17 protein-coding genes are annotated in these 25219 nt (G+C 70.2%); 7 read left to right on the top strand and 10 right to left on the bottom strand.

The features are described 5' to 3' along the window. Positions 1 to 31 precede the first annotated feature (31 nt). The 6 genes from ACMCNK_RS00790 to ACMCNK_RS00765 all read left to right on the top strand — a co-directional run bounded on the left by ACMCNK_RS00790 (position 32) and on the right by ACMCNK_RS00765 (position 7709). The gene (locus ACMCNK_RS00790) at positions 32 to 1681 is read left to right on the top strand and encodes a diguanylate cyclase (protein ID WP_412734422.1); all 1650 of its coding nucleotides are present in this window, start codon (positions 32 to 34) and stop codon (positions 1679 to 1681) included. A 126-nt stretch (positions 1682 to 1807) separates the two neighbouring features. Continuing rightward, positions 1808 to 2605, top strand: a complete 798-nt coding sequence (locus ACMCNK_RS00785) for an AIM24 family protein (protein WP_412734421.1) — start codon at positions 1808 to 1810, stop codon at positions 2603 to 2605. Positions 2606 to 2609: 4 nt separating this feature from the next. Continuing rightward, entirely contained in the window at positions 2610 to 3500 is an 891-nt protein-coding gene (locus ACMCNK_RS00780; protein WP_412734420.1) for an AIM24 family protein, read from the top strand. A gap of 186 nt (positions 3501 to 3686) precedes the next feature. Further along, positions 3687 to 4538: a hypothetical protein gene (locus ACMCNK_RS00775; protein ID WP_412734419.1), complete on the top strand. Its 852-nt coding sequence runs from the start codon at positions 3687 to 3689 to the stop codon at positions 4536 to 4538. Position 4539: 1 nt separating this feature from the next. Continuing rightward, positions 4540 to 5445, top strand: coding sequence for a hypothetical protein (locus ACMCNK_RS00770; RefSeq protein WP_412734418.1), 906 nt, complete (start codon positions 4540 to 4542; stop codon positions 5443 to 5445). A 68-nt stretch (positions 5446 to 5513) separates the two neighbouring features. Continuing rightward, positions 5514 to 7709, top strand: coding sequence for an ATP-binding protein (locus ACMCNK_RS00765; protein ID WP_412734417.1), 2196 nt, complete (start codon positions 5514 to 5516; stop codon positions 7707 to 7709). Here the strand turns inward: ACMCNK_RS00765 and ACMCNK_RS00760 are convergent. The 4 genes from ACMCNK_RS00760 to fxsA form a co-directional block, all read right to left on the bottom strand. Then, a complete protein-coding gene (locus tag ACMCNK_RS00760) occupies positions 7677 to 8843 on the bottom strand; it encodes a hypothetical protein (RefSeq protein ID WP_412734416.1) in 1167 nt (388 codons plus the stop codon). The two genes, ACMCNK_RS00765 and ACMCNK_RS00760, sit on opposite strands and share 33 nt — an antisense overlap. Next, on the bottom strand, positions 8840 to 9799 hold the full coding sequence (locus tag ACMCNK_RS00755; protein WP_412734415.1) for a hypothetical protein: 960 nt from the start codon (positions 9797 to 9799) through the stop codon (positions 8840 to 8842). The genes ACMCNK_RS00760 and ACMCNK_RS00755 overlap by 4 nt, the downstream gene beginning before the upstream one ends. Before the next feature lie 109 nt (positions 9800 to 9908). Beyond that, positions 9909 to 13601: an FxSxx-COOH system tetratricopeptide repeat protein gene (gene fxsT, locus ACMCNK_RS00750; protein WP_412734414.1), complete on the bottom strand. Its 3693-nt coding sequence runs from the start codon at positions 13599 to 13601 to the stop codon at positions 9909 to 9911. A 136-nt stretch (positions 13602 to 13737) separates the two neighbouring features. After that, positions 13738 to 13953: an FxSxx-COOH cyclophane-containing RiPP peptide gene (fxsA, locus tag ACMCNK_RS00745; protein WP_412734413.1), complete on the bottom strand. Its 216-nt coding sequence runs from the start codon at positions 13951 to 13953 to the stop codon at positions 13738 to 13740. Positions 13954 to 14134: 181 nt separating this feature from the next. Between fxsA and ACMCNK_RS00740 the strand changes: the two genes are divergently transcribed. Further along, the gene (locus tag ACMCNK_RS00740) at positions 14135 to 15229 is read left to right on the top strand and encodes an aKG-HExxH-type peptide beta-hydroxylase (protein ID WP_412734412.1); all 1095 of its coding nucleotides are present in this window, start codon (positions 14135 to 14137) and stop codon (positions 15227 to 15229) included. An 18-nt stretch (positions 15230 to 15247) separates the two neighbouring features. On the opposite strand, the gene ACMCNK_RS00735 is transcribed toward ACMCNK_RS00740, so the two are convergent. The 6 genes from ACMCNK_RS00735 to ACMCNK_RS00710 all read right to left on the bottom strand — a co-directional run bounded on the left by ACMCNK_RS00735 (position 15248) and on the right by ACMCNK_RS00710 (position 25210). Then, positions 15248 to 17794, bottom strand: a complete 2547-nt coding sequence (locus tag ACMCNK_RS00735; RefSeq protein WP_412734411.1) for a tetratricopeptide repeat protein — start codon at positions 17792 to 17794, stop codon at positions 15248 to 15250. Positions 17795 to 17905: 111 nt separating this feature from the next. Beyond that, positions 17906 to 19033: a non-hydrolyzing UDP-N-acetylglucosamine 2-epimerase gene (gene wecB / locus ACMCNK_RS00730; RefSeq protein WP_412740723.1), complete on the bottom strand. Its 1128-nt coding sequence runs from the start codon at positions 19031 to 19033 to the stop codon at positions 17906 to 17908. A gap of 26 nt (positions 19034 to 19059) precedes the next feature. Further along, positions 19060 to 20085, bottom strand: a complete 1026-nt coding sequence (locus ACMCNK_RS00725) for a methyltransferase (RefSeq protein WP_412734410.1) — start codon at positions 20083 to 20085, stop codon at positions 19060 to 19062. An 84-nt stretch (positions 20086 to 20169) separates the two neighbouring features. Continuing rightward, complete coding sequence (locus ACMCNK_RS00720; RefSeq protein WP_412734409.1) at positions 20170 to 21972, bottom strand: type IV secretory system conjugative DNA transfer family protein; 1803 nt, start codon at positions 21970 to 21972, stop codon at positions 20170 to 20172. Further along, complete coding sequence (locus tag ACMCNK_RS00715; protein ID WP_412734408.1) at positions 21969 to 23720, bottom strand: ATP/GTP-binding protein; 1752 nt, start codon at positions 23718 to 23720, stop codon at positions 21969 to 21971. Before ACMCNK_RS00715 ends, ACMCNK_RS00720 begins: the two co-directional genes overlap by 4 nt. Beyond that, on the bottom strand, positions 23717 to 25210 hold the full coding sequence (locus tag ACMCNK_RS00710) for an SCO6880 family protein (protein ID WP_412734407.1): 1494 nt from the start codon (positions 25208 to 25210) through the stop codon (positions 23717 to 23719). Before ACMCNK_RS00710 ends, ACMCNK_RS00715 begins: the two co-directional genes overlap by 4 nt. Positions 25211 to 25219: the final 9 nt, after the last annotated feature.

Raw genomic sequence — 25219 nt, 5'->3', positions numbered from 1 at the left:
CCGTCAGCGACGACCGTGGCAGCCTGAGGGTGTGAACCAGGACGGGCCGGCCGCCGGCGAGCGGGCACAGCAGCTGCTCGCCGACCTGATCGCCATCGAGGCGGTCCCGTGGGACGGGCTGGACGCCGCGCTGCGGGCCCGGCCCGCCGAGATCGAGCGGGAGGCCGCCGAGCTCGGCGACATCGAGCTGTGGCAGCGCGCCCGCATGCTCACCGCCCGCCTGCGGGGCCGGCGGGACGGAGAGTTCGCCGAGGTGGCACGCACGGCTCAGGAGGTGCACCGGTGGGCGACCGAGAACAATCGCCGGGAACTGCTGATCCGCAGTCATTCCGTACTCAGCTCGCTGCATTTCGAGCTCGGTGACGCGGCGGCCGTCCTCGCCCACGCGGTCAGCGCGGTGGAACTGCTCGGCGACGACACCCCCACGGGCATCCGCGTGGGCTGCCTGTTGCAGTTCGCGCTGGCCCTGGCATCGGTGGACTCCCACGCCGAGGCGCTGAAGCGACTCCAGCAGGCCGAGCACCTCGCCGTCGACATCGGCGACCTCCGGTGGCAGCGCATGGCGCTCAACCATCGCGCGTACGCGGAGTTGCAGGCCGGCGAGCCGCAGCGGGCGTGGGAGACGCTGGAGCGGCTGATGGCCGCGGTCACCGCACCGGGCACCGCGTTCGACCTGGCTCTGCTGCGCCCGGAGGAGATCGACACCCTCGCCGTGGCGCAGATCGCGCTCGGCCGGTACGCCGAAGCCGAGCAGACGATTCAGGGCTGCCTGCGGGTGCACGAGAGCGCCGGCGTCGCCGACTGCTACGGGCAGGCCGAGTCCCTGCTCACGCTGGCCAAGGCGCAGCGGCACCTGGGCAAGGCCGACCTGGCTCAAGAGAGCCTGGACCGCACTCACGCGCTGTGCACCGAACACGGGCTCGCCGAGTTCGCCGCCCAGACCCTGCAGGAGCAGGCCGAACTGCACGCCGCCACCGGCGACCACGCCCGCGCGTTCCAAACCCTCAAGGAGGCCAACGCCGCGGTGGAGAGGCTGCGCAGCGCGCAGCTGGAAGCCCAGGCCCGTACGCGTCAGGCCATGTTCGAAACCACCGAAGCGCGCACCCAGGCCGCCCAGTTCCGTGACCAGGCCCGCACGGACCCCCTCACCGGTCTGCGCAACCGCCGCTACGTCGACGAGCACCTGCCCGCCATGATCGAACACGCCCGCCTCGGCGGGACACCCCTGACGATCGCCCTGGCCGACCTGGACCACTTCAAACGCATCAACGACACGCTCTCCCACGGCGTCGGCGACGAGGTCCTCACGACCGTGGCCACCCTCCTGACCGACGCGCTGCCGCAGATCAGCGACGCCGGCTTCGTCGCCCGCATGGGCGGCGAGGAGTTCCTGCTCGTCCTGCCCCATGCCGGCCCCGCCGACGCGGCAACCCATCTGGACAACATGCGCCTGGCCATCCGCAACCACGACTGGCGACCCGTGACCGGGGACCTGCCGGTCACCGTCAGCATAGGGTCGACCACCACCGCCTCCACGGCGAATGCCACCCAATCCGGCATGCTCGCCGACGCCGACCGCAATCTGTACGCCGCCAAACACGCCGGCCGCGACCGTGTCGTCAACAACCCGCCGCCCCACCCGGGGGCTCGGCGCTACCGCGACGCCCCCAAACCCTCCTGAGGGCCGGCGAGAAGCCGGCCCGATCATCTGAACCGCTCGATCCAAGCGGCAGTGATCCCGGCCGATCCATGGCCGGCGCTGGTCCGCCGACATGGGCGCAGGCATCGCTCTGCTACGTTCCGCGCCGTGGATCGCATCGAATGCCAATGGTGCCGGCTGCAGAACACGCCCGGCACCACGTCCTGTCTGACCTGCGGCGCGCCGCTGGACGTCAGGAACGTGGTCAGTGACTCCGGGTGGCGACAGGCGCCTCGGTTGCGGGACATGACCGAGTTCCGGTTCGCCAACTCGACCGTGCAGGTCGAGGGCGAGCTGGTGCCGGTGGCCGAGATCACGCTGGCGCACGGCGATGCGGTGTACTTCGAACACCACGTCCTGCTCTGGAAGGACGAGGCCACCCCGGTCGTGGCCGTGCCGACACAGGGTGGGGTCCGGCGGCTCTTCGGCGGGATGCCGTTCGTGCTGACCATGGCGTACGGGCCGGGCCGGGTCGCGTTCTCCCGTGACGCGCCGGGGGAACTGGTGGTGCTGCCGCTGCACCCGGGCATGGAGCTGGACGTGCGCGAGCACGCGTTCCTGCTGGCCAGCAACACGATCGGGTTCTCCTTCGTGCGGATCCAAGGGCTGGCCAACGTGCTGCACGGCGGCAACGGTATGTACCTGGACCGGTTCGTCACCGCGGGCGCGCCGGGCCTGCTCATGCTGCACGGCAACGGCAACGTCCTCGAACGCTGGCTGCGGCCCGGCGAGAGAATCCTGGTCGAGCCGGGCGGCTTCCTCTACAAGGACGCGTCGGTGACCATGCAGGCGGTACAGATGCCGGTCAAGACCGGCCTGCTGCGCCGAGGGATGTATCTGGCCGAGATGACCGGCCCGGGCCGGGTGGGCATCCAGTCGATGTACGTCCACCACCATGCGGCGTGACCAGATGACCATTCCCGAAGGTCACGTCACCTGCCGCTACTGCCGGATGGTGCATCCCGCCGGCGGCACCTCCTGCCCGAGCTGCGGGGCGGCGCTGGACATCCGGACCGCCATCTCGCGCTCGGGCTGGGTCGAACAGCCCCCGATCAAGGACATGGCCCGGATCCAGTTCGGCCAGTCCCGGGTCCAGATCGAGGGCACGTACGTGCCGGTCGCCGACTTCGCGCTGGCCGAGCCGGACTGGATCTTCTTCTCGCACCATTCGCTGCTCTGGACCGAGCCGAACGTCCGCCTGTCGAGCACGTCGCTCGCCGGCGGGTGGAAGCGGATGATGTCCGGCCTGCCGCTGATCATGATGGAGGCGCGCGGGCCGGGCCGGATCGCCCTGTCCGGCGATCGGGCGGGCGAGATGGTGGCGCTGCCGCTGATGCCGGGCCGGCAGATCTGGACGCGCGAGCACCGGTTCCTGACCGCCACCGGCAACATCAGCTACACCTGGCAGCCGACCGGCATCTGGTACATCACCGGCTCCGGCGACGACCGGGAGACGCATTTCCCGGTCGGCCAGTACGGCGACATCTTCGCGGCCCAGCAGACGCCCGGCCTGATCCTGCTGCACGCACCCGGCAACACGTTCCTGCGTGACCTCGCGCCGGGCGAGACCGTGCTGGTACAACCGGGAGCGCTGCTCTATCGCGACATATCGGTCACCGTCCATCTGCACGTGGAGTATCCGCAACGCGCGCCCACCGCCTCGGCGCGCCAGGCGTTCAGCCAGCGCACGATCTGGCTGCGGCTGGTCGGCCCGGGCCGGGTCGCGGTGTCGTCGGTCTTCGGCCACACCAGCTCGCTGAGGGTCAACCGGCACTCGCCCGCGACGTCCCATCAGTGGTGAGCCGCCATCTTCCACAGTGGTCTGTGGCTGCATTACCACCAGCGCGCATTCCCTGCAAGGGGAGCCGCAGCCAGAGTCCTCGGCCTTGTCGAGGTCGGCACGGAACAGATCGCGGACAACATTGATCATGCGACGGCGCTAGAGTTACCGCCCGTGTGGAGGATCGATCGCCTTCGGCGCCCCGGCGTGTGGATCGGCGTGGCGAGCGGTCTGACCGCCGTGGCGGCGTTCCTGACCGTCCTCCTCCTGCGAGGTGGCGCCGACACGGCGACCGAGGATGCCCAGGCGGTATTCTGCCTGTCCCCGCAGCATCGCGCGGACTTCCTGCGCGCGGCGTCCGATTTGAAGCTCGGAGACCCGGTCGAGCGGGAGCCGGACAGGGTGCTCGTGCGCAGGACCACGATGGCGTTGCGCGACTGGCGTACCGACGAGAAGACCGGCGACGATTTCCGACGAGCCTGCGCGGCGTTCACCGCCGCAGCGAAAGGTCCGCGCGCGCCCTCGTCGGCCGGCGGGGTGAGCGAAGGGGTCACCACCGGTCTCGCTCTGCTCACGGCCGCCGTCCCGGTCGCCCTCGGCGCTTGGCTCACGAACCGGCTCGCCACCCGCAAGGAGGCCAACACCGCCCGCCAATCGGAGGTGGAGGCGCTGCGCCGCGCCGCGCTGCACTTCGCTCAGTCCGCGAACGCCTATCTGGCGGCCAGGTCCACGACGGCAGATGCCGCGCTGGAGCTCCGCGCACGGATGCAGGAATGCCGTCTGGCGTTGATCGCGGCGCTGGGGCCGGTCGCCGCCGCCGATGGCTACGGGGATCGGTCTCGCGCGTTGCGTAAGCGACTCGAGGACCTGGACGTGGACATCGTCAAGCGGGTCGGCAGGATCGACCCGGGTCTGGCTGACGATCTCCGTGCCGCTGTTGACGATCTGACAGTCGAGGCGGAGGCCGTGGCCGACATGCACGGACGGAATGACCGCAGCGTGAGGCGCCTACCCGCCGCTGCCCCGAAGGCGCAGGTCACGAGGAGTCGAACCCCCTGAGATGAATGTGAATCCATTCTCACTGCCCGGCCGTCAGGACCCCCGGGACCCGCTCGATCCCTTGAGCGGCGACCCCGTCGAGGTCTTGAAGCAGTACGTAGCCGTCGACAACACTCAAGGTGCTTTCCGGCAATTCACCCGGGCCGTCCCCGACCCGAGCGAGTTGATGAGGGGAGGTCAGTTGGTCGTGGCGATGGGCATGGACGGCTGCGGCAAGTCGTCCCTGATCAACCGGTGCGCCTGGCAAGCGCAGACCGACATCGAGGCCGCGGGCCTGCAGTCGGTCGCAGTGGACGCCCGTTGGCAGGCCGGGGTCACCGACAGCATGGACGCCCGGATCAACCAGGTCGCCGGCTACCTGCGGGATGCGCTTCGTCGCCGCGGCATGGTGACGATCGACGACAGTGACCTGCAACAGCTGCGCGAGAAACCTGCCACCCTCTACTCGCGCCTGTCCCTGCATCTCGCCGACAACGTGGTCGTCGTTGTCCGGCTCCCGTGGACGGAACGCATCGAGGAGGTCGTGGAGTACGCGCAATACGCCCACCCCGGACTGCTGCTTTTCTGCGAGTTGCGGGGCAAGCACGGCCTCGACACCGTGCAGTCCCGTCTGGACCGTACCGACCGCGGCCTTCCGATCGTTCTGGAGGTCGGCCCGCTCACCAGGGGCCATGGACGGGCGTTCGTCGAACACAGATTTCAACTCAGTGGCCATACGAACGAACGACCGCTTCTCGAACCGGATGTGGTGGAAAGGATGATATCTGCGCGTCGCCAGTCGATCAGGGAATTCCAAAAGTTCCTTTATGTGATGTACGAAAGTCTGCAGCAGTCGTCGAACGTACCGGCCGCAATAACCTGGGATTACGTGCTGGAGTTCCACTATCAGATGGCCAAGGAACTGTGACGGAGGACCGGTGGGCAATGGGCGCGAGTGAACGCCGTCCGGACCACGGCGCGAATCCCTTCGTACCGGTGCCACTGGGGTCGATGTACGACCCGGACGGCTTCACCATTCCCACTCCTGCGATCGAGGAGGCGACACGGTCCGTTTCGGACTATCTGGCGGCATTGCCGGGCAATGGCGGCCGAATCCTCGCGGTCACGGGCGAGCACGGCATGGGCAAGACCTATCTCGCGCAGCACGTACTGAACCAGGCCCGGGCAACAGCCGACGGCCCAATCCACACGATGTACGTGCTGGCTCGCAATCAGACGTTCGTCGAGCTTTATGAGGACTTCGCCGAAAAACTGCTGATTCCCTTTCCGAGCGAGTTGCCCGACCTGGTGCGGCGGGTCTACTCGGACATCGTGGCCGAGTCGCTGCGCAGCTCCGAACTGACCGCGCGCGTGGCCGCCGATCTGGACCGGGGGATCCTCGATCCCGTCAGCGTGGTCGAACGCTACGGCCTCGCGCAGAGTGACTTCCTGGAGGCGTTGCGGCAACGGCTGGAACGCGTCACCTCGCAGCCGGAGTTCGCCCTCTCACTCACCCTGCTGTTGCGGCCCGAGTTCGAGGCGTCCGTGCGCGAATGGCTGCTCGGCCACGCACCCGACCCCGTGCTGCGCGAACGCGGTATCGGGCAGACGATCAGCACGGAATCGTTGGCCCTGCAGGCCATGGGCGTCTTCACCCTGCTGTACGGGCATGCCCGGATCCCCTTCTTGCTGGTCATCGACGAACTGGAGCAGATCTTGCTCCGGCGTGACCGGCCTGACGCTGACGTGATGAGTTCCTTCCAGCAGTTCCTCGAGATCTTCATCAGGGCCGGTGGATTCCTGTTGCTGGCCGGTGTCCCGGAATCGGTGGAGTCATTGCGGCCGTCGATCAAGCAGCGCATCGGTCAACCGGTGCGCATGCGGCCCTTCACCGCCATGGACGCGACCGCGATCATCACCCGCGGACGACCGGAGGACTCGGGTGTGGCCGCGCTCGCCCCGTTCACGCCGACGACCATCGAGTATCTTGTGGACCTCGTCGGCGGCGTGGCGCGGACCGTGGTCCGGATCGGCCGCAGGCTGTATGAGACCGCGGTCGCCAAGGGTGTCGACATCAATCCGGCAATGGTCCGCGAGGCCGTCCGTGGCGAGTACGACGTCAACCTCACCGCGATCGTGCACCGCGAGATCGAGAGCGTGCTCAGCGCTTCCGGCTGGCCGTACCTGATCGATCGGCGCGTCGGGCAACCCGGTGTGCCGGTCGACTACTGGATCGAGATCGGTGAAGACGCACACTGTGCGGTGCTCATCACGGACTTCGTCCTCAGCGCCGACGCCACCGCGCGCCTGCGCAACCACGCGGCCGCACTGCGCGAGGGACCGGGCAACGTTCAGATCATCCTCGTCGTGACCGGCCTGGTCTCGAACGAGTACGTCATCGAGCTGACGCGAGACATGGGCGGGCGTCCACTGCGAGCGGAGATTTCGCAGTTCGGCGAGGACTTCGCGGGGGCGTTCAAGTCGGCCGTCGACCGGCTGCTCCCGCCCGGGCCGCCGGGAGTCGATCGTGCCGTGGACGGGGCGGTGCTCGACCGGGTCGTCCGTCAGCAGACCAATGTCTACCGTCTGCTCGGCCAGACCTCCACGCAACTGGCGGGTTTCCAGGTCAACGTCAATCGCCAGTTCGCGAGGATCCTGGACCGCCTGCACGCCGTGGAGGCGAGCCGCTCCCCGCAGCCGCCGTCGGCCGAAGCACCGCTCCCGGATGAGGTCACCGCCCTGTTCGCGGACGCCGAAGGCGCGCTGTATCAACTCGCCGACATGGATGCGACGTTTCGGGAGGCGATGCGGGTCGACCGCGACCCCGGGCCCGTTCCGTTCCGGGTCGACCGGCTGGCTTCTCCCGAGGTGCAGCGCGCCGCCGGGACCGGTTTCCTGCTGGATCGGCTACTCGCCGCGCTGCGCAGTGCGATCGAGGTGTGGTACGAGCGCGCGATCGGGCGGGAATCCGACGAGCGACTCTGGGACCAGCTCGCCCTGGTGTGCCAGACCTTCGATCGAATGTGTGAGGAGCTGCCGGGGCTCACTGTGGCCGGCCTGGCGGAACTCACGCCACACGCGGACACGGGCCGGTCGACGAGCCAGCGCCGCACCGTCCCGGAGGCCTTCGAGGGGCTGGGCGGGCGGGTTCGGCACGCCCTACGCGACCGCCTTCACCGAGTGGTCGGCTGACCGTACCGGTGACGGCTGGACGGCGCGGCGCCGCAGCCGGGCCCACACCCCATTGGTCACCCCGTGCAGCAGATTCACCACGACCACGGCCGGCCCGACCACGGCGACCGTACCCGGGATCCGGGGCTCCAACAGCAGAGCCAGGACGATCGCGGTGATGCCGTTCTGGTGACCGAGCGCCAGGTCGATCCGGTCGGCCCGAGGTAACCGCACGGTGAGCACGTAACCCACCAGGACCTGCGACCCGAACGCTGCAGCGCCGAGCACCAGGCCGGCGCGCAGGCCGACGCCGTGCGTGATTCCGAGGCCGACCGCCAACGCGGCGAGCCAGAAGCCGATGCGTGTGGCCCGCTCGAGAAATGTCGTGAGTCCAGGGCGGAAGAACAGTCCGGTCGTCGCGAGGCCCAGCATGAGGGTGCGCCACACCGCCACCACGGCGACAACGAGCAGCAGTGCGCGCTGAAGGATGAGCCATCGGCGCCGGTGCATGCCGGTGGCTCGGCGCGCGCCAGTGGCGCGCCACAGCACGTACGCGACCAGCGCCAGCGCCGCGTTGAGGAGAAGCTGCAGCGGCGCCGAGCCGGTCCCGGACACGGTGTCCAGCGTCCCTCCGGCCGTGCCGGCGAACAGCCACGCAGCCAGGTACATGGTCATGAGAACGGTGATCGGGTCGTCGAACGAGGACCAGGCCGCAAGGATGTTCTGCGCCCGCGGCGACAGCCGGGAGCGCTTCCGGATCGCGACAACCGACAGCGGGTCGATCTGCGCCACGACGACCCCCAGGATCGCCATCTCGGGCCGGCGGAAGACAGCCCACATGAGGCCGGCGATGATCGCGGTCTTGGCGAGTACGCCGACCGTGACGGCGAGCAGCACCAGCGTGGCGTCGCTGCGTGCCTGGTCCAGGCTGATGCCGGACGTGCTGGCGAACAACCCGACCGCGAGCAGGACGGACGCGCCGACCGCGTACGCGGTCGAGTGGATCAGATCGGTGGCGCCGAGCCACCGCGCGGTCGAGGCGCCGATCATGACCACCGCGAAGAATGCCGCCAGACGGCCGAGGTCGGTCAGGGTCGGTGAGGCCCCAAAGCGTCGGCGGAGACCGGTCAGGAACCTGCCCACCTCGGCGATCATGGAACCTCCGCGGACGGCGGACGGCTGAGCCACTCGGTCTTGAGGTCGGCGTGCGGCACCCGGTCCTGGTTGAGCGTGACCCCGACCAGATACGTCCGCGGATCCACCCGGTAGTAGTAGATGGCGCCTCGTTGGACGTCGAGCACCAGCCGGCGCAGGCCCCGGCCGACCGCCGGGTTGACGATGCCGCCGATCTCCTGCGCGTGCCTCTCCAGCGTGGGCAGAAAGCGGGCGTAGAAGTCACGTCGCACGGCGGGCGTGTATCCGGCGCGGAAATACACCTCCGCCGCAGGCTCGTCGAACACGTCGCGGACCAGTTCCATGCTGCCGTCGTACAGGACCGCGACATATTGGAGTTCCACCGGATCGAGGACCGCGCGGATACGGGACTCGAGGGCAGAACCAGCGTCGGGCGGCGTCCACGCGAACGGGTCGGGGACCTCGTCGCGGCCGTATCCGCCCGGGGCCTGGGGCCGCTGACCGAAGCTGTCGCGGATCTCGGTGACCATGGCGGCCACCGCCATGTCGGCCAGCCGGGTTGGCTCGTCGCGCAGCGACTGCCGGCTCGTCGGGTCCGGCGCAACCGCCACCACCTGCTCGCCTTCCACGATCGACGCGCAGATCAGTGCGCCGCGACTGCCATGGACGACCGTGCGGATCAACGCGCCGGTGCCGACCGGCGCCAGTAGATCGTTCACCCGGGTCAGCGCAGCGACCACATTGCACCCGATCGTGTCATAGTCGAGGTCGCCCGTTGAGCCGACAGAGAAGTCCCAGTCGGTGTGCGTGTAGTGGGCCAGGCGACGAAGGTGTGGCACACCGGCCATGTACTGGCGGAAGATGCCGCGGGTCGCTCCCATGGTGTCACCGATGTGGGGTGCGGTGCGCTCCGTCGTGCGTCCGCCATCGTCGGTGTGTGGGACCTCGGGTGGCTCCTGCACCTCGGGGATGCTCATCCAGTCCTCCTGGCCGACTCGCATCGCAGTCCGGCACCGCCGCACCACGCATGGTGACGTACTGGGGCAACTCTGTCATCCACTCGCGGGGATGTCTGTAGGCAAGTGGTCACGTCTCCGGGATTGTGATCTCAATGTATCGTCGGACGTCGATCGGCCAGTCGACGGGAAGATTGATTGCCTGGTCGTCCTGCAGGCGGCGATGCCACTCCGTGGCAAGCTGCACGTGGGGGTGCCGGGGCATGCCCCGATGGTTGGGAAGGAACTCCCACGCCAGCCCGTACGCCTCCTCGGCGAGCCCGGCGGCCGCCACGTGGTTCTGCTGCTCCGCCTCGACCAGCACCCGACCGAGCAGTGCGCTGATCGTCCAGGGGTGCGGTTCGCCGAGCAGGCGCAACAGCCCCTCGTGCGCGCGGCGCGCGTGCGCCGCCGCGTCCGCGTGCATGCCTGCCCCCTGCAGGTAAACGGCGGTGTTGGCTCGGGCAGCCGCGGTGAACGGGTGCTCGCCCAGGTCCGCCTCGTAGTGCGCGAGGACGCTACTGGCCAGCTCCGCCGCGCGGGTGGCGTGGCCCGCGTCGTACTCCTCGGCGGCCACGCTCAGCCGCGTGGCCCAGCTTTGTGGATGGTCCGGTCCGAACAGATCCTCGTACGCCTGCAGGATCATCTGCAACGGCCCCGGCGACTCCGGCGCGTTGCCGGCCAGCCTGTGCGCAATCGCCCAGTGCCGCCGAGCCCGCAACCGCAGCGTGTGCTGCCGGGGCAGGCCGGCCTGCTGCATCCTCTTGTCCGACACCAGGAGCAGGCTCGCGGCAGCCTCGAAAGCGCCGAGCTCGCGGGTGTAGATCCCGATTTCCATCTCCGACCACATGCTCTGGCGGGCAGTCTCGCCGAGGATCCGGCGCCGCCCTTCGTGCACCTGCTGCTCGGTCACCAGGGCAACCGCCACCTGACCCGCGAGGAACTGCGAAACCGCGAGGTTGTGGCCCGTCGTCAACGTCTCCGGATGCTCGGACCCGTGCGTGTCGTGGACGAACTTCCAGGTCGCCTGGTCCAGCGCCAATGCAGTGGCGAACTGCCCCAACGCGCGCTGGTCGGCTGCTATCCCCCGGCGCACGACGAGGATACGGAAGTGGTCGCGGCGCAGCGGGGCCACGAACTGGCGCAGCATGAGCTCGTCCAATGAGAGCGCTTCGCGGTAACGGCCGAGACCGCGCAGCACGTTGGTCAGCTCATTGGCCAGCCGCAACGTGAGCAGGTCGGTCGGATGAGCGGCGCGCCAACGCTCGAGGATATCGGTGAGCAGAGGCGCGGCGTATCGCAGGTTGGCCTGGTCGGCGGTCCGGATCAGATAGCGGAACTGGCGCACCACCCACTGCCGCGTGCTCAGCTCGTCGTCCTCGAACGCGGCACAAGCAGCCAGGTGCCGCTGCAGCTCGGCGTGAATGGCGGCGGTCCACCTCGCCTCGGACGTCCGCATCCGGGTGTCCGCCTCCCACGGCAAGGCGTTCGCCACCCCGGCCAGCCCGCGCCGTACCTGACGACAGCGTTCCACCCGGTCCTCGGGCGTCATCCGGTCCAGCAGCATTCGTTGCAGGGCAGGCACCGTGCGCAGCGGCTGAAGATCCTGCCACCGGAACGACAGAAGCCCGAATGCGGTGCCGGTCCAGATCGTCCGGTCGATGTCGTCCGCGGTGACGTCCGTGCCGTCGTCACCGCCCGACGCTCGGGCGAACTGTTCGAGCATTGCGGGCGCGTGCCACAGCCGCACGTCGACTCCGGCCGGCGAAAGAAACCCGCACATCTCCGCGAGGCGATGCGCCCGCACTCCGTACGGATCCTGGTGCAGCAGCTCGAGAACGAGCGTGAGCAGACCTTCCAGCCCGTTCTGAGTGGCGGTCGTCCGGAGCGCCTCCACGGCCGTACGCAGCAGCTCGGCCGCGGTCGTCACCACGGCTCCGGATTGCGGCTGCCGACCCGTCAGGATCCGCCGCAGGTAGGTGCAGGCCAGCCGCACCCCCATCGGGGCACCCCGCACCGCTCGGACGAGCTCGACGGCCGCGTCCTCCGTCAGCGCCGCCTGGCCCTTGGTCACGTCCTCCACCAGAGCGATCAGCCCGTTGACCAGCTCCTTGTGGTCCAGTCGGCCGAGGGCCAGGGCGCTGCCCGTCACCACACTCGCCTCGTCCTGCGTGGTGATCACGACGTGGCCGTTGCCGCCTGCCGGACACAGGCCGTTCAGCACCTCTAGATCGGTGACACCGTCGTACACCAGCAGCCATCTGCCGGGCGCAGCAACCCCGGGCGTTCGGTGATCCGCGCCCAGCACCTCGAGCGTCGCGGCAACCATGTCGCCGCGCGGCCGCACGGCGAGGTCGTCGCCCAGTCTCATCAGCGTCCGCCGAACCGCGCGGACGTCGTGTGCGGGAATCCACCACACCGTGTCGTAGTCGGCCGCGAAGCGCTCGTAGTACTCCCGGGCCAGCGCAGTCTTGCCCATCCCGCCCGGTGCTCGCACCACCACCCGGTGCCCGTGGGACAGGTGCTCGCGCAGCACGCCGATCTCGTGATCGCGGCCGAGGAACGGCGTTTCCTGCGCCGGGATCGCGTTGACGCGCTCCGGCCCGGCGAACAGGCGTCGCGGACCCCCGGCCGCGGGGTGGGCCGCGCCGGCCATGCCCAGTGCCCCGAACAGCCTGCTGGTGGCGGCCTCTTCCGACGGCTCGTCGGTCAGATCCACCACCGTGAACGGTGGACCGCCGGTCGGGACCGCGCCGCCGGGAAGTGCCACCACGATCAGTTCCGGAGTGGCACCGTCCGCCGCCCACGCGGCGAGCGTCATGTTCACCTCGGCAAGGCCGTACGCCCGCGAGGTCACCACGACGACCGGGCGGTCGGCCGGCCGAGGGGACGTGCCGGTGGTCGGGCAGGGCTCGACCTTGATGCCGTTCTCCCCCAACTGCCGGGACAACCACTCCGTCCAGTACTGGTCGGCGGGGTGGAAGTGGACCTGCATCCGCTCACGCAGCCCGTCCATCCGCCCGGAGCCGGCCCTGAGGTCCATCGCCACCACGTAACGATTGCTCAGGCTCGCGGACACGTCACACGGGGCGGCCGGATCTTGCTGCGTCAGCGCCGTGGCCAGCCGGGTGTAAGCGTCGCGCAGCGGCGAGCCGGCCGGCTCCTTGAGCAGCGCCAGGTAGTCGTAGTAGGGCTGGGACGGCAACGTGACCAGCGAACTGCTGCCGCCGCCGAGCAACGGCCCGAACTCGCGGTCGATGTCTGCCAGGCTGCGATCAGCCTGCTCCGCGTCAGCCCCGAAGTGCCCTGCCACGAGCACCGGCGGAAAGTTCACCGGCCGCTGGTCGAACAGCCGCTCGGTGAGCCGCGCGGCCTCCCGTACGCTGCTGCTTTTCGGACGCAGGCAGACCGCCACCCGATCCGAGAACACCGCCGTCGCGGCGAGTGTGGAAGCGGAGTTCTCTGTGGAGGCGTCGACGAGAATGTAGTCGTACGGCGCCTCGTGCAGCGTTTCGCGCAGATCCTGGGCGATCTCGACGCCGAAGGTGCGCGTGCGCACCACGTCGAGACGGCCCGGCCCGACGAGGTAACGGCAGGCGGTCGCATCCGTGCGTCCCGAGACGTCCAGCAGTTCGGCGGCGCGGGGACCGAACAGCTGCTTCGTGGTGACGGCCTCGGCGAAGAACGGCCCGAGATAGTCGTGCACCTGAGCGCCCTCGGTGCTCAGTTCAAGCACCACGGTATTGCGCCCGCGGCGGGCGAGTAGCCAGGCCAGATTGGTCACCGCGCTGGTCCGCCCCGTATTGCTCGACGGGGCGAGGAACGAGATGCTCAAAGGTGATGGGAGCGGATTCACAATGAGCGGGTCCTTGACGATCATGTTGTCTCCGCGACTCGACCGCGCACTGGCGCTTGCGACCCTACCGGACCGGATCGTCTGAGGCCCGTGGCCCGTGGTGCGGTTCGGAGAAGTTGTCGAACGCCTGGTACCGCTCGGTCAGGTCGCCCGCCTCGCCCAGAATGCGGCGCAGGCCCGCCAGCAGCGCGGACTCGGGCATGTCATCGACCCGCCGCAGACTGGCCCCGGCCAGATCCACAAGATCCGAGATGAGGCACGGCACGTCCTCTAGATCCATTGATCATCCACCATCTGTCGGGATGTTTCGGCGGCCACACGAGACAGAGGATAGGAGAAATCCTCCGTTCTCACCGATGTCGATCTGCCTTGCCTCGTTGGCGGTAGATGCCGCTAAGATCCGATAGATGAGGCGTCGGTCCTCGCCTCCACTCCGGAGGTTCGAGCTGCCGGAATCCGCAGTGCATGAGCTCGGTGGCGGGGGCGGCGGCGTACCGATCATCGAGCTGTTCCACCGCGCGCAGTACAGCAAGAACCTCCTGCTCATACGGACGGTGGTTGCCTCGGCCGCACGGCACGGCCATCCGGGGGCGACGGCCGCGGCCCGCAGCTACCGAATGCTGCGCCGCATGACCGAACGGGCCCCGTCGGTCGCGAGACGGCTGATCGCCTCCCCGCTCACCGGCCTCTGGGCGCTGCACACCGCGTTCGGCCTGGAGGCGAAGACGGCATCGGACGACATCGATCCCGGCGGGCTGGCCGCGATCATCGGCCAGTTCGTCGCCCCGGACGACCCGCCGTCGCGAATCCGGGCCGAAGCTGCCGGCCGCTGCCTCGACCTGCGCATCGTCACCACCGCACCGCGTCTGCTCGCCACGGTCGCGGGCGACGCGACGCCGGCCACCGACCGTCACGGGCTCCGCCGCTGGCACGAATGGATCGGAGCCGGCTGGCACCGCCTCGCGCATGACCATCCGGACGTGGCAGACGAGGTGGCCGCAACCATGTCCATCCTGGTGCCGCAGGCACGTGCGGGTCTGGGCTACTCCAGCGCCACTCTGCGGCACGGATTCGGCATGCTGGTCATGTCTCCCCCACCGGACGCGTACGCGGTGGCAGCCACGCTCGCGCACGAGGTGCAGCACGCCAAACTGTCCGCGATGATGGACCTGTTCCCGCTGATCCGGCCGGGCGCCACCGGCCGGTTCTACGCGCCATGGCGCTCGGATCCACGGCCTCCCGGAGCGCTGCTGCACGGCGCGTACGCGCACCTCGGCGTGACCGGCTTCTGGCGGCGGGAACTGTTCAGAAGAACTGATCCCGAGGGGCGGGCCGAGGCCGAAGTGGAGTTCGTGCGATGGCACACCGCGACGACGCGGGCCACCGAGGAGCTGACCGCCGCCAACGTACTGTCGCCGGTCGGACAGCGGTTCGTCGCGGCGATGACCGAACGGCTCGCCGGGTGGTGCACCGAGCCGGTCAGTCAGGTGAGCCGCGCCGAGGCGGCCCGCCGCAACGCACTGCACCGGCGGCAATGGCTGTCCCGCAACCCGTAGACCCTGTCGTGCCGTCCGTCAAAGAGCCGCCAGCAGCGCGGCGACCTGGTCGGCCTTCGCCGGATTCAGCCGGGCCCAGATCTCCTGCGCCTTCCGGTAGCGCCGGCGGGCCTCGTCGTGGTCGCCGAGGGCCTGCCGGGCCCGTCCCAGCCCGGCGTGCGCCAGCGCCTGCTGGTCCACCTCGACGGCCACCGTGAGAGCCCTCGTGTGTTCCGTGACGGCCTCGTCGAAACGGCCGCGCGCCTGGGCCAGCTCGCCGAGCCCGTTGTGGGCACCGGCCTCGTTGTGCCGGTCGCCGGTGTTGCGGCAGATGCTGAGCGCGTCCCGGAACGCGGTGTCGGCCTGCCGGAGGTCGCCGCGTGCGACGTGCAGGCAACCGACCGTGATCAGGACGCTGCCCTCGATGTACTCGTACTGGAGTTCCCGGGCGGTGTCGAGCACCCGGGCGAGGCGCTGGTCCGCCTCGTCGCACCGGCCCAGGGCCAGCTCGACCTCGCCGATCAGGGCCAGCAGGTTCAGCTCGGTGAGGCGGTCGCCCTGTTCCCGGACGAGACACAGCGCCTCCCGGTAGTGCTGGAGGGCATCGTGGTACCGGCCCATCCGGTACTCGACGACGCCGAGGTTGGTCAACGGTGTGCCCTGCCAGGTGCTGATGCCCAGTCGACGCTGCAGATCCACCGACTCCTGGAAGTGGCTGATCGCGTCCTGGTATTGCCCCCCGTGCCGCTCGGCGATCCCCAGGCTGTTGAGCGCCGCGGCCTGCATGAACTGGTCGTCGATCTTCCGGAACAGCTGCAGCGCCTGCTCGGACGTTTCCAGGGCCTCCGCCTGCCGCCCCTGATGCAGGTAGACGCCGGCCGCGTTCAGAGTCGCCTTGGCCTGGCCGGAGTCGTCGCCGATGCGTTCCGCCGCCTCGGCCGCCTGCAGGTGCACGCTCAAGGTCTCGGAATGCGTGCCGAAACCGACCAGGTAGCGGCGCAGGATGGTGCTGAGGTCGATGGCGTGGGCGGGCCAGTCCTGGTCGGCCGCGAATCGCGACACGGCGAGGAGGTTGGCGCGTTCCGCGTCGAGCCACCGCAGGGCGTCGCTCAGCTCGAGCAGGTCGACCAGCGTCGGACCCTGCGGCGGGAGGGGGGCCGCAGCCGGTTCGAGATGGTTCGCCGCGGCGGTCGCGGTGGCCCGGTAATGGTCCAGCAGCCGGGTCAGGGCCGCGTTCCGGTCGGTCAGACGGTCCTCGTCGGCCGCCCGGGTGGCGGCGAACGCCCGCAGCAGGTCGTGCAGCGTGTACCGCCCGGGTCCGGTCGACTGCAGCAGGTGCTCGGTGCACAGCCGGTGCAGGCGGGACTGCGCCGTGGCGACGTCGGTGTCCGTGGCGGCGGCCGCCGCGTACGCGTCGAAGTCCTGCCCGGGGTGCTGGGCGAGCAGGCGCAACAGCCGCCGCTCCCCGGCCGGCAGGCCGCGGTAGGAGACGTCGAAGGCGAGCTCGACCGCAGAGTCGAGCCGACGGCCCTGGTGGCGTTCGTCGAGCCGGTCGGCGTGGTCGGTGAGCGTCCAGCCGGGCTTGGCGTGCAACTGCCCGGCGACCAGGGCCAGCGCGAGCGGGAGGTATCCGCATCGGTGGGCGATACGCACCGCGGCGCCGGGGTCGTCGCCGGCCAGGATGTCGGGTGCGGCGGTCGCGAGGTACTGCACCGCTTCGGCTTCGGTGAACACGTCCACCGGGTAACGGCTCACCGCGTCCAGCTCGGACAGGCTGCGGCGGCTGGTCACCAGCGTGACGCACCCGGCCGTCACCGGCAGCAGCGGCCGGACCTGTTCCTCGTTCGCCGCGTTGTCCAGCACGATCAGGCACCGGATGCCGGCCAGCCGCCTCCGGTAGAGACTCACCCGATCGTGCAGCCGATGGGGGATCTGCTGGCCGGGCACACCCAGCAGTCGGAGGAACCCGTCCAGTACGGCTGCCGGATCCGCCGGCGGCTGCGCCGGGTCGTGGTGGAATCCGCGCAGATTGACGAACATCACCCGGTCGAATCCGCGCTCGCCGGCCAGCACATGCCCCAGGTGGATGGCGAGTTTGGTCTTGCCGACACCGGCCATGCCCTCGAACGCGGAGATCACCACGGTCGAGCTCTCCCGCGCGCGGTCCTGCACGATCTGCCGTACCGCGTCGATGTCGGGGCGGCGGCCGGCGAACTCCGGCAGGTCCTGCGGCAGAATGTCCTGCACCCGGACCTGGGTGGCGGCTTTGGCCTGGCCGGCGACCACGCGCAGCGCCTGACGCCATTGGTGAACGTATCCCGGGTCGGGGTGCAGGACATCCACCACGGCGACCACGAGATCGGCGTCTATCCGGCGCCGGCCCGGCCGGAAGCAGTCCACCACGGTCGTCTTGCCGACGACCTCCGCCTCCAGCCGTCCGGCGTTCACCCGCGCCGTGATCGCCTCATATGACCGGTTACCGGCCCAAACTTTGAGTGCCCGCAGGCAGGCGGACAGCTCGTCGAGCGTCGACGCCCGGCCCGGGTCGGGCAACCCCGCGAACAGTCCGGTCGACAACCCCACCACGCTCCACCAGCTTCGACGGTTTCTCGAAGGAAGCCTGACAGTAGCAAGGCTGCCCAATGTCGCCACTGATGCTGGAGCAATCGGTTATTGCTGGTCAATCGGACAACTCAGTCACGCCTCCCCCGCGGCCGGGACCCGCCTGCGGATGCCGGCCCACTCGTGGTGCCTGCGCGCCGTCGACAGCACGGCGTTGACCACTCGCGTCGACGTGTCCGTGACCTCGTAGTCCGCGGGACAGTCCCGGTCGTCCGGTCCGGTCCGGGTCTTGATCGCGTCGAGCACGTCCTCGGCGCCCAGGCCGGACAGGACGATCGATCCGCTCTCCAGGGCCTCGGGCCGTTCGGTCGAGTCGCGCAGCAGGACCGCCGGGAAACGCAGGATCGCCGACTCCTCACTGACCGTACCGCTGTCCGACAACGTGCACCGGGCACTCAGCTGCAGACGTACGTAATCCGGGAACCCGAACGGGTCGTGGAGGACGATGCCTTCCAGCGTCGACGGGTCGTCGGCACGCTGTTCCAGCCGCTTACGCGTGCGCGGATGGGTGGACACGAGCACGGGCAGGTCCCACTCGTCGCGTACCGCCCGCAGGCAGGACACCAGCCTGCCGAGGCGTACCGGGTCGTCGACGTTCTCCTCGCGGTGTGCGCTGACCAGGAAATAGCCGCCGGGTTCCAGTTCGAGGCGGCGCAGCACCGTACTGGCGTCGATCTTCGGGCGGTAGTGCTCCAGGACCTCACGCATCGGTGAGCCGGTGTGCATGATGCGGCGCGGGTGCAGGCCCTCGGCGAGCAGGTTACGGCGGGCGTGCTCGGTGTAGACCAGGTTGAAGTCGCTGACGTGGTCGACCATGCGCCGGTTGGTCTCCTCCGGCACGTTGAGGTCGAAGTACCGGTTGCCGGCCTCCATGTGGTAGACGGGGACCTTCATCCGGCGGGCCATCAGCGCGGCGATACAGCTGTTCGTGTCGCCCAGCACGAGCAGCGCGTCGGGCCGTTCCTCGGTGATGGCCTGCTCGATACCCGCGAGGACCCCGCCAAGCACCGTGCCCAGGCTGGACGTGTCCACGCCGAGGAAGCGGTCCGGGCGGCGCAGCTCCAGCTCGTCGAAGAAGACGTCGCTGAGCATCGGATCCCAGTTCTGGCCGGTGTGCACCAGGACGTGCGCGACGGTGCGGTCGAGGCGGCTGATGACGCGGGACAGCCGGATGATCTCCGGCCGCGTGCCCACCACGGTCATCACCTTGGTCAGGCGTGAGCCGCCCATCAGACGGCCGGCTTGCGGGCGATGACGGCACCGTTGGCGCCGGCGGCCTCGAACCGTACGGCCTTCAGGTCGACGAATCCGGCCTCGGCGAGCCAGGACGCGTACTCGGCGTCCGAACAGTTCTTGCCCTCGGGAGTGACCACCAGCATGGTCATTCCCATCAGCGCGGCCTCCGGCGGGCCGGTCCGGTCGGTGTCGAGCACAAACTCGACGATGACCACCGCACCGCCGGGTGGCAGGGCATCCCAGCACTTCTTGAGCAGGGCGCGATTCGACGCCTCGCCGTGGTCGTGCAGGATCTGGCTCAGCAGGATGACGTCATGTCCCGCCGGCAGCGCCGCATCCTTGGCGAAGTCACCGGCGACGGTCCGGATCCTGTTCTCCAGGCCCGCCGCTTCGACCTTCTCGGCCGCGATCGGACACACGTGCGGCAGGTCGTGCACGGTCGCGGAAAGCCCCGGATAGCGCTCACACAAGGCGATCGGGAAGCCACCCGATCCGCCGCCCACGTCCAGCAGCCTCCGGAACGGGGCAAAGTCGTAGACGTCGGCCAGAGCCCGCGCGGTCATCCCCGCGATGGCATGCATCCCCTCCCAGAACGTCTCCATGACCAGCGCGTCGTGCTCGCTGAACAGGCTGTCCTGCACAGCCGGGTCCCAGGCGGTGGGCCGGTTGTTGCGCAACGCACGCGACACGTCGAGCCAGCCCGGATAGATCTTCCGGTCGTAGAGCTGCACGTATCCACCGAAGTAGTCCGGCTTCCCGGCGACCAGGAACCGTTCACTCAGCGCCGAGTTCGCGTACCGGTCGCCGTCCTTGTCCAGCAGGCCGATCGACACCAGCGCGGTCAGGAGCAGATCGGCCGGGCGCTGGCTCAGGCCGTACTCGGCGGCGAACTCCGTCACCGTGGCCGAGCGGCCACCGGCCAGCCAGGTGAACAGGTCGAGATCCACCGCCGCGGCCAGTGTCTTCGAGCGTTTGATCCCGTTGACCAGATCGAGCAGCGGTGCCTGATTGAGACTCATGGCGTACGTCCTCCTCATGTCCACAAGCGAGTCACCAGCGGGACGTCCCGCGCGCCGGGAAAGTTCAGCGGCCCGCGGCGGATTTCACCGACCGTCCACGGGAGGAACGGTCGCGACCTGCCGCGGCCAGCGACGCCGGTTCTCCCAGCTCGCCGCCGCCCGCTCCGTGATCGCCTGGACCTCCTGCTTCGCCGCGGCGGAGATCGGTGCGGCATCCGGCTCCTTGTACCACGGCCGCAGCCGGATCAGCGCGGGCCGCACACCGGTCGCCAGCAGCAGCGCCGTGCCCTTGGGCAGGGCGCGGATCTTGTCGGCCGGCAACACCTGCTCCTGACGGTACGAGACGGAACGCGACGACCCGTCCCGGCTACGCGAGTAGCTGGCCGTCCGGACGTCGTGCTGGCCGACCAGCCGGGCGATCTTGTCGACGAAGTCGGCGTCGTCGAGCCCGGCACCGAGCAGTTTGACCGTGGCGGCGCTCCACAGCGCGTCCATTCCCGGCTCACCCCAGACCCGTACGCCCTGGCGGTAGCTCTGCAGGAGCGTGACCACGTAGATGCCGCGCGAGCCGAGATGGCTGTAGAGGTCGGGCAGATCGGAGATGCGGCACACGTTGGCGGCCTCGTCCAGCACGGCGGTCATCGGCGGGTCCAGCCGGCCGCCCATCCGTTCCGCGGCGACCACACCGGCGCGCATCGTGGCGTCGGCCAGGCCCGCGATGACGCCGGCCGCCGACCCGCCGCCGTCCTTGGACAGCAGGTACAGCGTGTCCCGGCTCATGACGTGCTGCTCGGGCAGGAACTGCGGCAGCCGGTGGTCCGGGGTCACCCAGGCAAGGATGCCCGGGTCGAGCAGGCACGCCACGCACTGCCGGGCCGTCTCGTAGATGCCGTCACGTGTCTCGACGGCACCGCGTACGGTGCCCTGCAGTTGCTCGGCCATGGCGGGCATGCCGACTTGCCGCAGCAGGTCGATCGGGGTCCGGTCGGCGGGGTCGGCGAGCCAGGCGAGCAGGTCGGTGACCGGCGCGCCGCCGCGAGCCGCGGCGAGGAACAGCGCGGTCAGCGTGTTCTGCGCCGCGGAGATCCAGAAGTCCTTCTTGGACGCGTCGTCGTTGACCGAGCTGACGAAGTGCCCGGACAGCCGGCGGGCGCCCTCGATGGTGTCGCAGTCGGCCAGCATGTCCCACCACATCTCGCGGGGGGCGTGCGCGATGCCCTGCGGGTCGAACGTCCAGACCCGCCCCGCCTTCGCGCGTTCCTGCCGGGTGACCGTGAAGACGTCGGACTTGTTCGAGGTGAGCAGCACGCAGCCGCGGGCCCGCAGAAGCCGCGGGATGGCGATGCCGGTGGACTTGCCGGCGCGCGGCGCCATCAGGTCGAGTTCCACGTCCTCGAAGGAGGAGCGAAGTTCCGGCCCGGCCGGGTCGAGGTCGCCGAGCAGGTTGCCGGTGTCGTCGGGGTGCAGCCGCCGGACACCGGAGAGCGACGGGCGCAGGTCACGCGCCCGGGCCTCGATGCCTTGCGGGGTCATGCCGTGCAGCTCGCTGCGCCGGGCCAACCCCTTGGTACGCCCGGCCCGGCGGTACATCCGCCGCGCCACCAGCACCGCGGGCGGCACGGCGAGCAGGAGCAGGACGGCCGCGGTGCCGTAGACCGCCCACCCGGGGGCGCCCGGCCACACCCGGTGCGGGGCGCCGACGATCAGGTCAAGGTAGACCCGGCCCGCGAACGGCGGCGGGTGCCACCCCTGCCCGGTGACCGCGGCGCCGATCGTGCCGCCGAGCCACAGCACACCGAACACGACCAGGTTGAGCAGCGCGAACCCGGGGATGAGCCACGGCAGGAACTCGCCGCCGGGGCCGCGCCCGCCCGCTGCGCCGCTCATGCGAACCCCGGCTCGGCCACGTCGCCGGCCGCCAGCGCGGCCCGGTGCGCGGCCCGCTCCTCGGCCACCCGCTCGCTGTAGCCGTTCGACACCCAGCGGGTGTTGGTGTCGTGCAGGTGACGTTCGGTGTCCGTGATCGCCACCCGGATCGGGACGCCGGGCCGCCCGCCGACCTTGATCAGGAAGCGGCCGCGGCCGGGCGGCTCCTCGTTGGCGCCGTTCTGCGCCCACCCCGGCGGCGACGACCAGGACGAGACCAGCTCGATCTCGCGCCGGGACAAACCCACCACCTTGCCCAGTTCCTCCATCTCCGCGCGGGGCAGGCCCGCGCAGGCGACCATGCCGGCGCGCTCGACGAAGCCCCGGGCCTTGGCCTTGTCCGCCTCGGTGCCCAGCGCCTCGGCGTCCTTCAGCGTGTGCGTGATCTTCGCGTCGGCCAGACCGAGGGACCGGTTCAGCCGGGTCAGCGCGTCGATGCGGTCGACGATGCCGGACGCGGCCCGCATCGGGCGCCACAGCTCGTCCAGGATGGTGAAGAACCACCGACGCGGCGCCAGACCCGCATCGGCCAGCGCGTGCGACGCGGCTGCCGTACCGAGCCCGTCGGACCAGGCCGCCAGCATGGCCGCCGCGGTGAGCTGGCCGTCGGCCTCACCGATGCGGGAGATGTCGATGCACACCGCGGTCGCGTCGGGGTCGACGTGCGTCGAGGTCTCGGAGGCGAACGTGTCGCCCAGCGGACCGTCCAGGATGCCGAGCAGCGACCGGTGCAGCGGGTCGACCGCGTCGCGGTACCGCGCTTCCTGGCCACGGTCCAACGTGACCTGCCGGACCCGGGGCGGCCCCTCCTCGAGGACCCGCAGCAGGTCGGGCAGGTAGAACGTGCCGCCCTGCGGCGTACGTTCGCGCAGGTGCCGCAGGCAGGCGGACAGCACGGACTGCTCGTGGTCGCTGATCGGCGCGCCCCGCACGATGGTGAGCAGCGCCGCCACTATGTTCAGCACCCGCCCGTGAGTCTCCGCGGCCAGAGCCTCGCCGGCCCGGCCGCCGATCCGGGCGGCCGCCGCGCCCATCGCCCCCGGGTCGAGGACGTTCAGGCCGCCCACCCCGCGGCCGATGGAGATGACCTGCCCGCCCAGGGCGCGCACGGTGTCCGCGTAGTCGGGCTTGAGGTCACCCAGGACCAGCGGCACGACACCCTGCGCGGCCAGCCCGATCAGCATCCGGTTGATCAGCGTCGACTTGCCCAGGCCGGGCATGCCGAGCATGAACAGCGACGGGTTGGAGATGTAGCGGGCACGAGTGAACCAGTTGAGCGGATCCCCGCACACCGTCGCGCCCGTGCTGAGGTGCTGACCCAGCGGCACCCCGGTCATCGGGGCGCCGGACCCGGACGCGAACGGCCACAGCCCGCACGCCTGCACCGTGGTCGCCCGCCACATCGTGGGCGGATCCAGCGTCGCGACCCGGCCGCCGCCGAGAACGGGGGAACCGCGGTGCGGGACGCTGTCCTCGCGGTCGCCGTCCGCGAGCCGCTGCATGTGCCGGTTCTCCACGAGCAGCCCCCGCGCCTGCGCCTTGCGAGCCTTCCGGCGGGCCCGGGGCTTGCCGGTCTCGTCGAGTTCCCGGTCCTGCTCCTGTTCGGGCGGGACCGCCAGGCCGTGCAGCGCGGTGGTGGGGCCGGACGCGCCCTTGGCGAAACCCGACCCGGGGTCGTGCACCCGCAGCCGCGTGAGGATGTCGGTCACAGGGCCTCCTTCAGCTGGTGCGGCACCATCGTCTGCTCCCACGGCAGCAGCCCGACCGGCAGCGCGCAGGTGAACGCGGCCGCCTGCATCCGGTCGGCCGGCCGCATCGAGATCCGGGTCGCGCCGAGCAGGTTGCGCATCGTCGTGTTGGCCTCGGCGACCTCGGCGAGCGAATCGACCGTCAACGTCACCACCGCGGAGAACTCGACCAGACCGGCACCGGTGGCCTCCTCGGCGGCGGTCTGCTCGGCGGCCTGCACCTCCGAGACCGCCCGCGCGCGGACCAGGCCCCGGGTCGAGTTCGCCATGAACTGCGCCGCCCGCCGGTCCGCCTCGACCAGGCGGGCCGAGGTGGCCGGGTCGATCGGGCGGTAGATCAGCGCCACCCGCTTGCGGCGGATCCCGGACACCGGGCCGAGCAGGCTGCGCAGGATGCCGGCGCGGACCGTACCGCGCGGCGCCATGGTCAGCAGCCAGCTCCGGGAGACGCCGGAGTCGTGCTGGTAGCTGGTGACCGTCTCCACCGTGGCGGCGGGCCCGGCGTCGGACCACTCCAGGCCGGTCCCGCCCTGCTGGGCGCGCACGTCCAGCACGTCGGAGGAGACCGCCGGGTCGTAGGCGACCCGGACCACCTCGGCGATCCGCTCCGCCGACAGCGGCTCCGCGGAGCCACCTCCGGCGGAGATCAGCCCGTTGAGTACGCCGTGCAGCCGCAACGCGAGATCGGTGAGCATCTCCTCCTGGTCGCGGCGGCTGCCGCCCACCGGGGCGTACGTCAGCGTGATGTACGTGTTCATCTCGGACGACGCGTCCGGGTAGCCGGCGACGACCTCCTCCATCACGGCCCGCGCGGCCGGCGGGGCGTCCGGGGAGATCCGGGTCAGCACCTCGGTGGCGAGCCGGGTCCCCGGGTCCGGGGCGGTCTCGACGACCACGGACGCACCGCGCAGCCCGGGCTCGTGCGCCAGCCGGGACAGCCATTCACCCCACATGGCGACCCAGATGTCCACCTGGTCGGAGTCGACGAGCGACCCGCCGTCCGGTTCGCAGCTGATCACAACCGTGAACAGGTTGCGGTGCTTGTGGTGCAGCACCCCGAACGGGCGGTCGTACGGGTCGCGGCCCTCCAGCATGGTGACGTCGCTGAGCATGCCCGGCGGCCGGAAGCGGCCGCCCGGACGGGTGGACAGCGGCCCGGACGCGTACACGTGCTGCCGTTTGGACTTGCGGCGCAGCCAGCTCACCCGCAACCCGGCCATGTTGTAGACGTTGCGGCCGTCCTGCGTACGGATCGCCAGCGGCGCCACCCCGATCGCGATCGGTACGGCCACCACGATCGCGGCGCGCAGCGAGATCATCGAGGCGAGCAGCGTCACGACCAGTCCGCCGAACGTGCCGACCGTGCCGACCAGCCCCAGTGGACCCAGCCCGGCCTTGCGGGGCCGCCGCCAGTTGCCGTACGTCGGAGTCTTGTACGTCTCCGTGGTCATGAGCAAACG

The sequence above is a fragment of the Krasilnikovia sp. MM14-A1259 genome (genome assembly GCF_047159535.1).
Taxonomy (GTDB): domain Bacteria; phylum Actinomycetota; class Actinomycetes; order Mycobacteriales; family Micromonosporaceae; genus Actinoplanes.
This window is presented reverse-complemented; position numbering and strand designations above follow the sequence as displayed.

Bases quoted from the DNA above. Each gene is read 5' to 3' on its own strand.
- wecB (WP_412740723.1), bottom strand. From the start codon at position 19,033: ATGACCGTGGTGGGCACGCGGCCGGAGATCATCCGGCTGTCCCGCGTC.
- fxsA (WP_412734413.1), bottom strand. From the start codon at position 13,953: ATGGATCTAGAGGACGTGCCGTGCCTCATCTCGGATCTTGTGGATCTG.
- ACMCNK_RS00710 (WP_412734407.1), bottom strand. From the start codon at position 25,210: ATGACCACGGAGACGTACAAGACTCCGACGTACGGCAACTGGCGGCGG.
- ACMCNK_RS00760 (WP_412734416.1), bottom strand. From the start codon at position 8,843: ATGATCGCCGAGGTGGGCAGGTTCCTGACCGGTCTCCGCCGACGCTTT.
- ACMCNK_RS00770 (WP_412734418.1), top strand. From the start codon at position 4,540: ATGAATGTGAATCCATTCTCACTGCCCGGCCGTCAGGACCCCCGGGAC.
- ACMCNK_RS00755 (WP_412734415.1), bottom strand. From the start codon at position 9,799: ATGAGCATCCCCGAGGTGCAGGAGCCACCCGAGGTCCCACACACCGAC.
- ACMCNK_RS00725 (WP_412734410.1), bottom strand. From the start codon at position 20,085: ATGAGTCTCAATCAGGCACCGCTGCTCGATCTGGTCAACGGGATCAAA.
- ACMCNK_RS00780 (WP_412734420.1), top strand. From the start codon at position 2,610: ATGACCATTCCCGAAGGTCACGTCACCTGCCGCTACTGCCGGATGGTG.
- ACMCNK_RS00720 (WP_412734409.1), bottom strand. From the start codon at position 21,972: ATGAGCGGCGCAGCGGGCGGGCGCGGCCCCGGCGGCGAGTTCCTGCCG.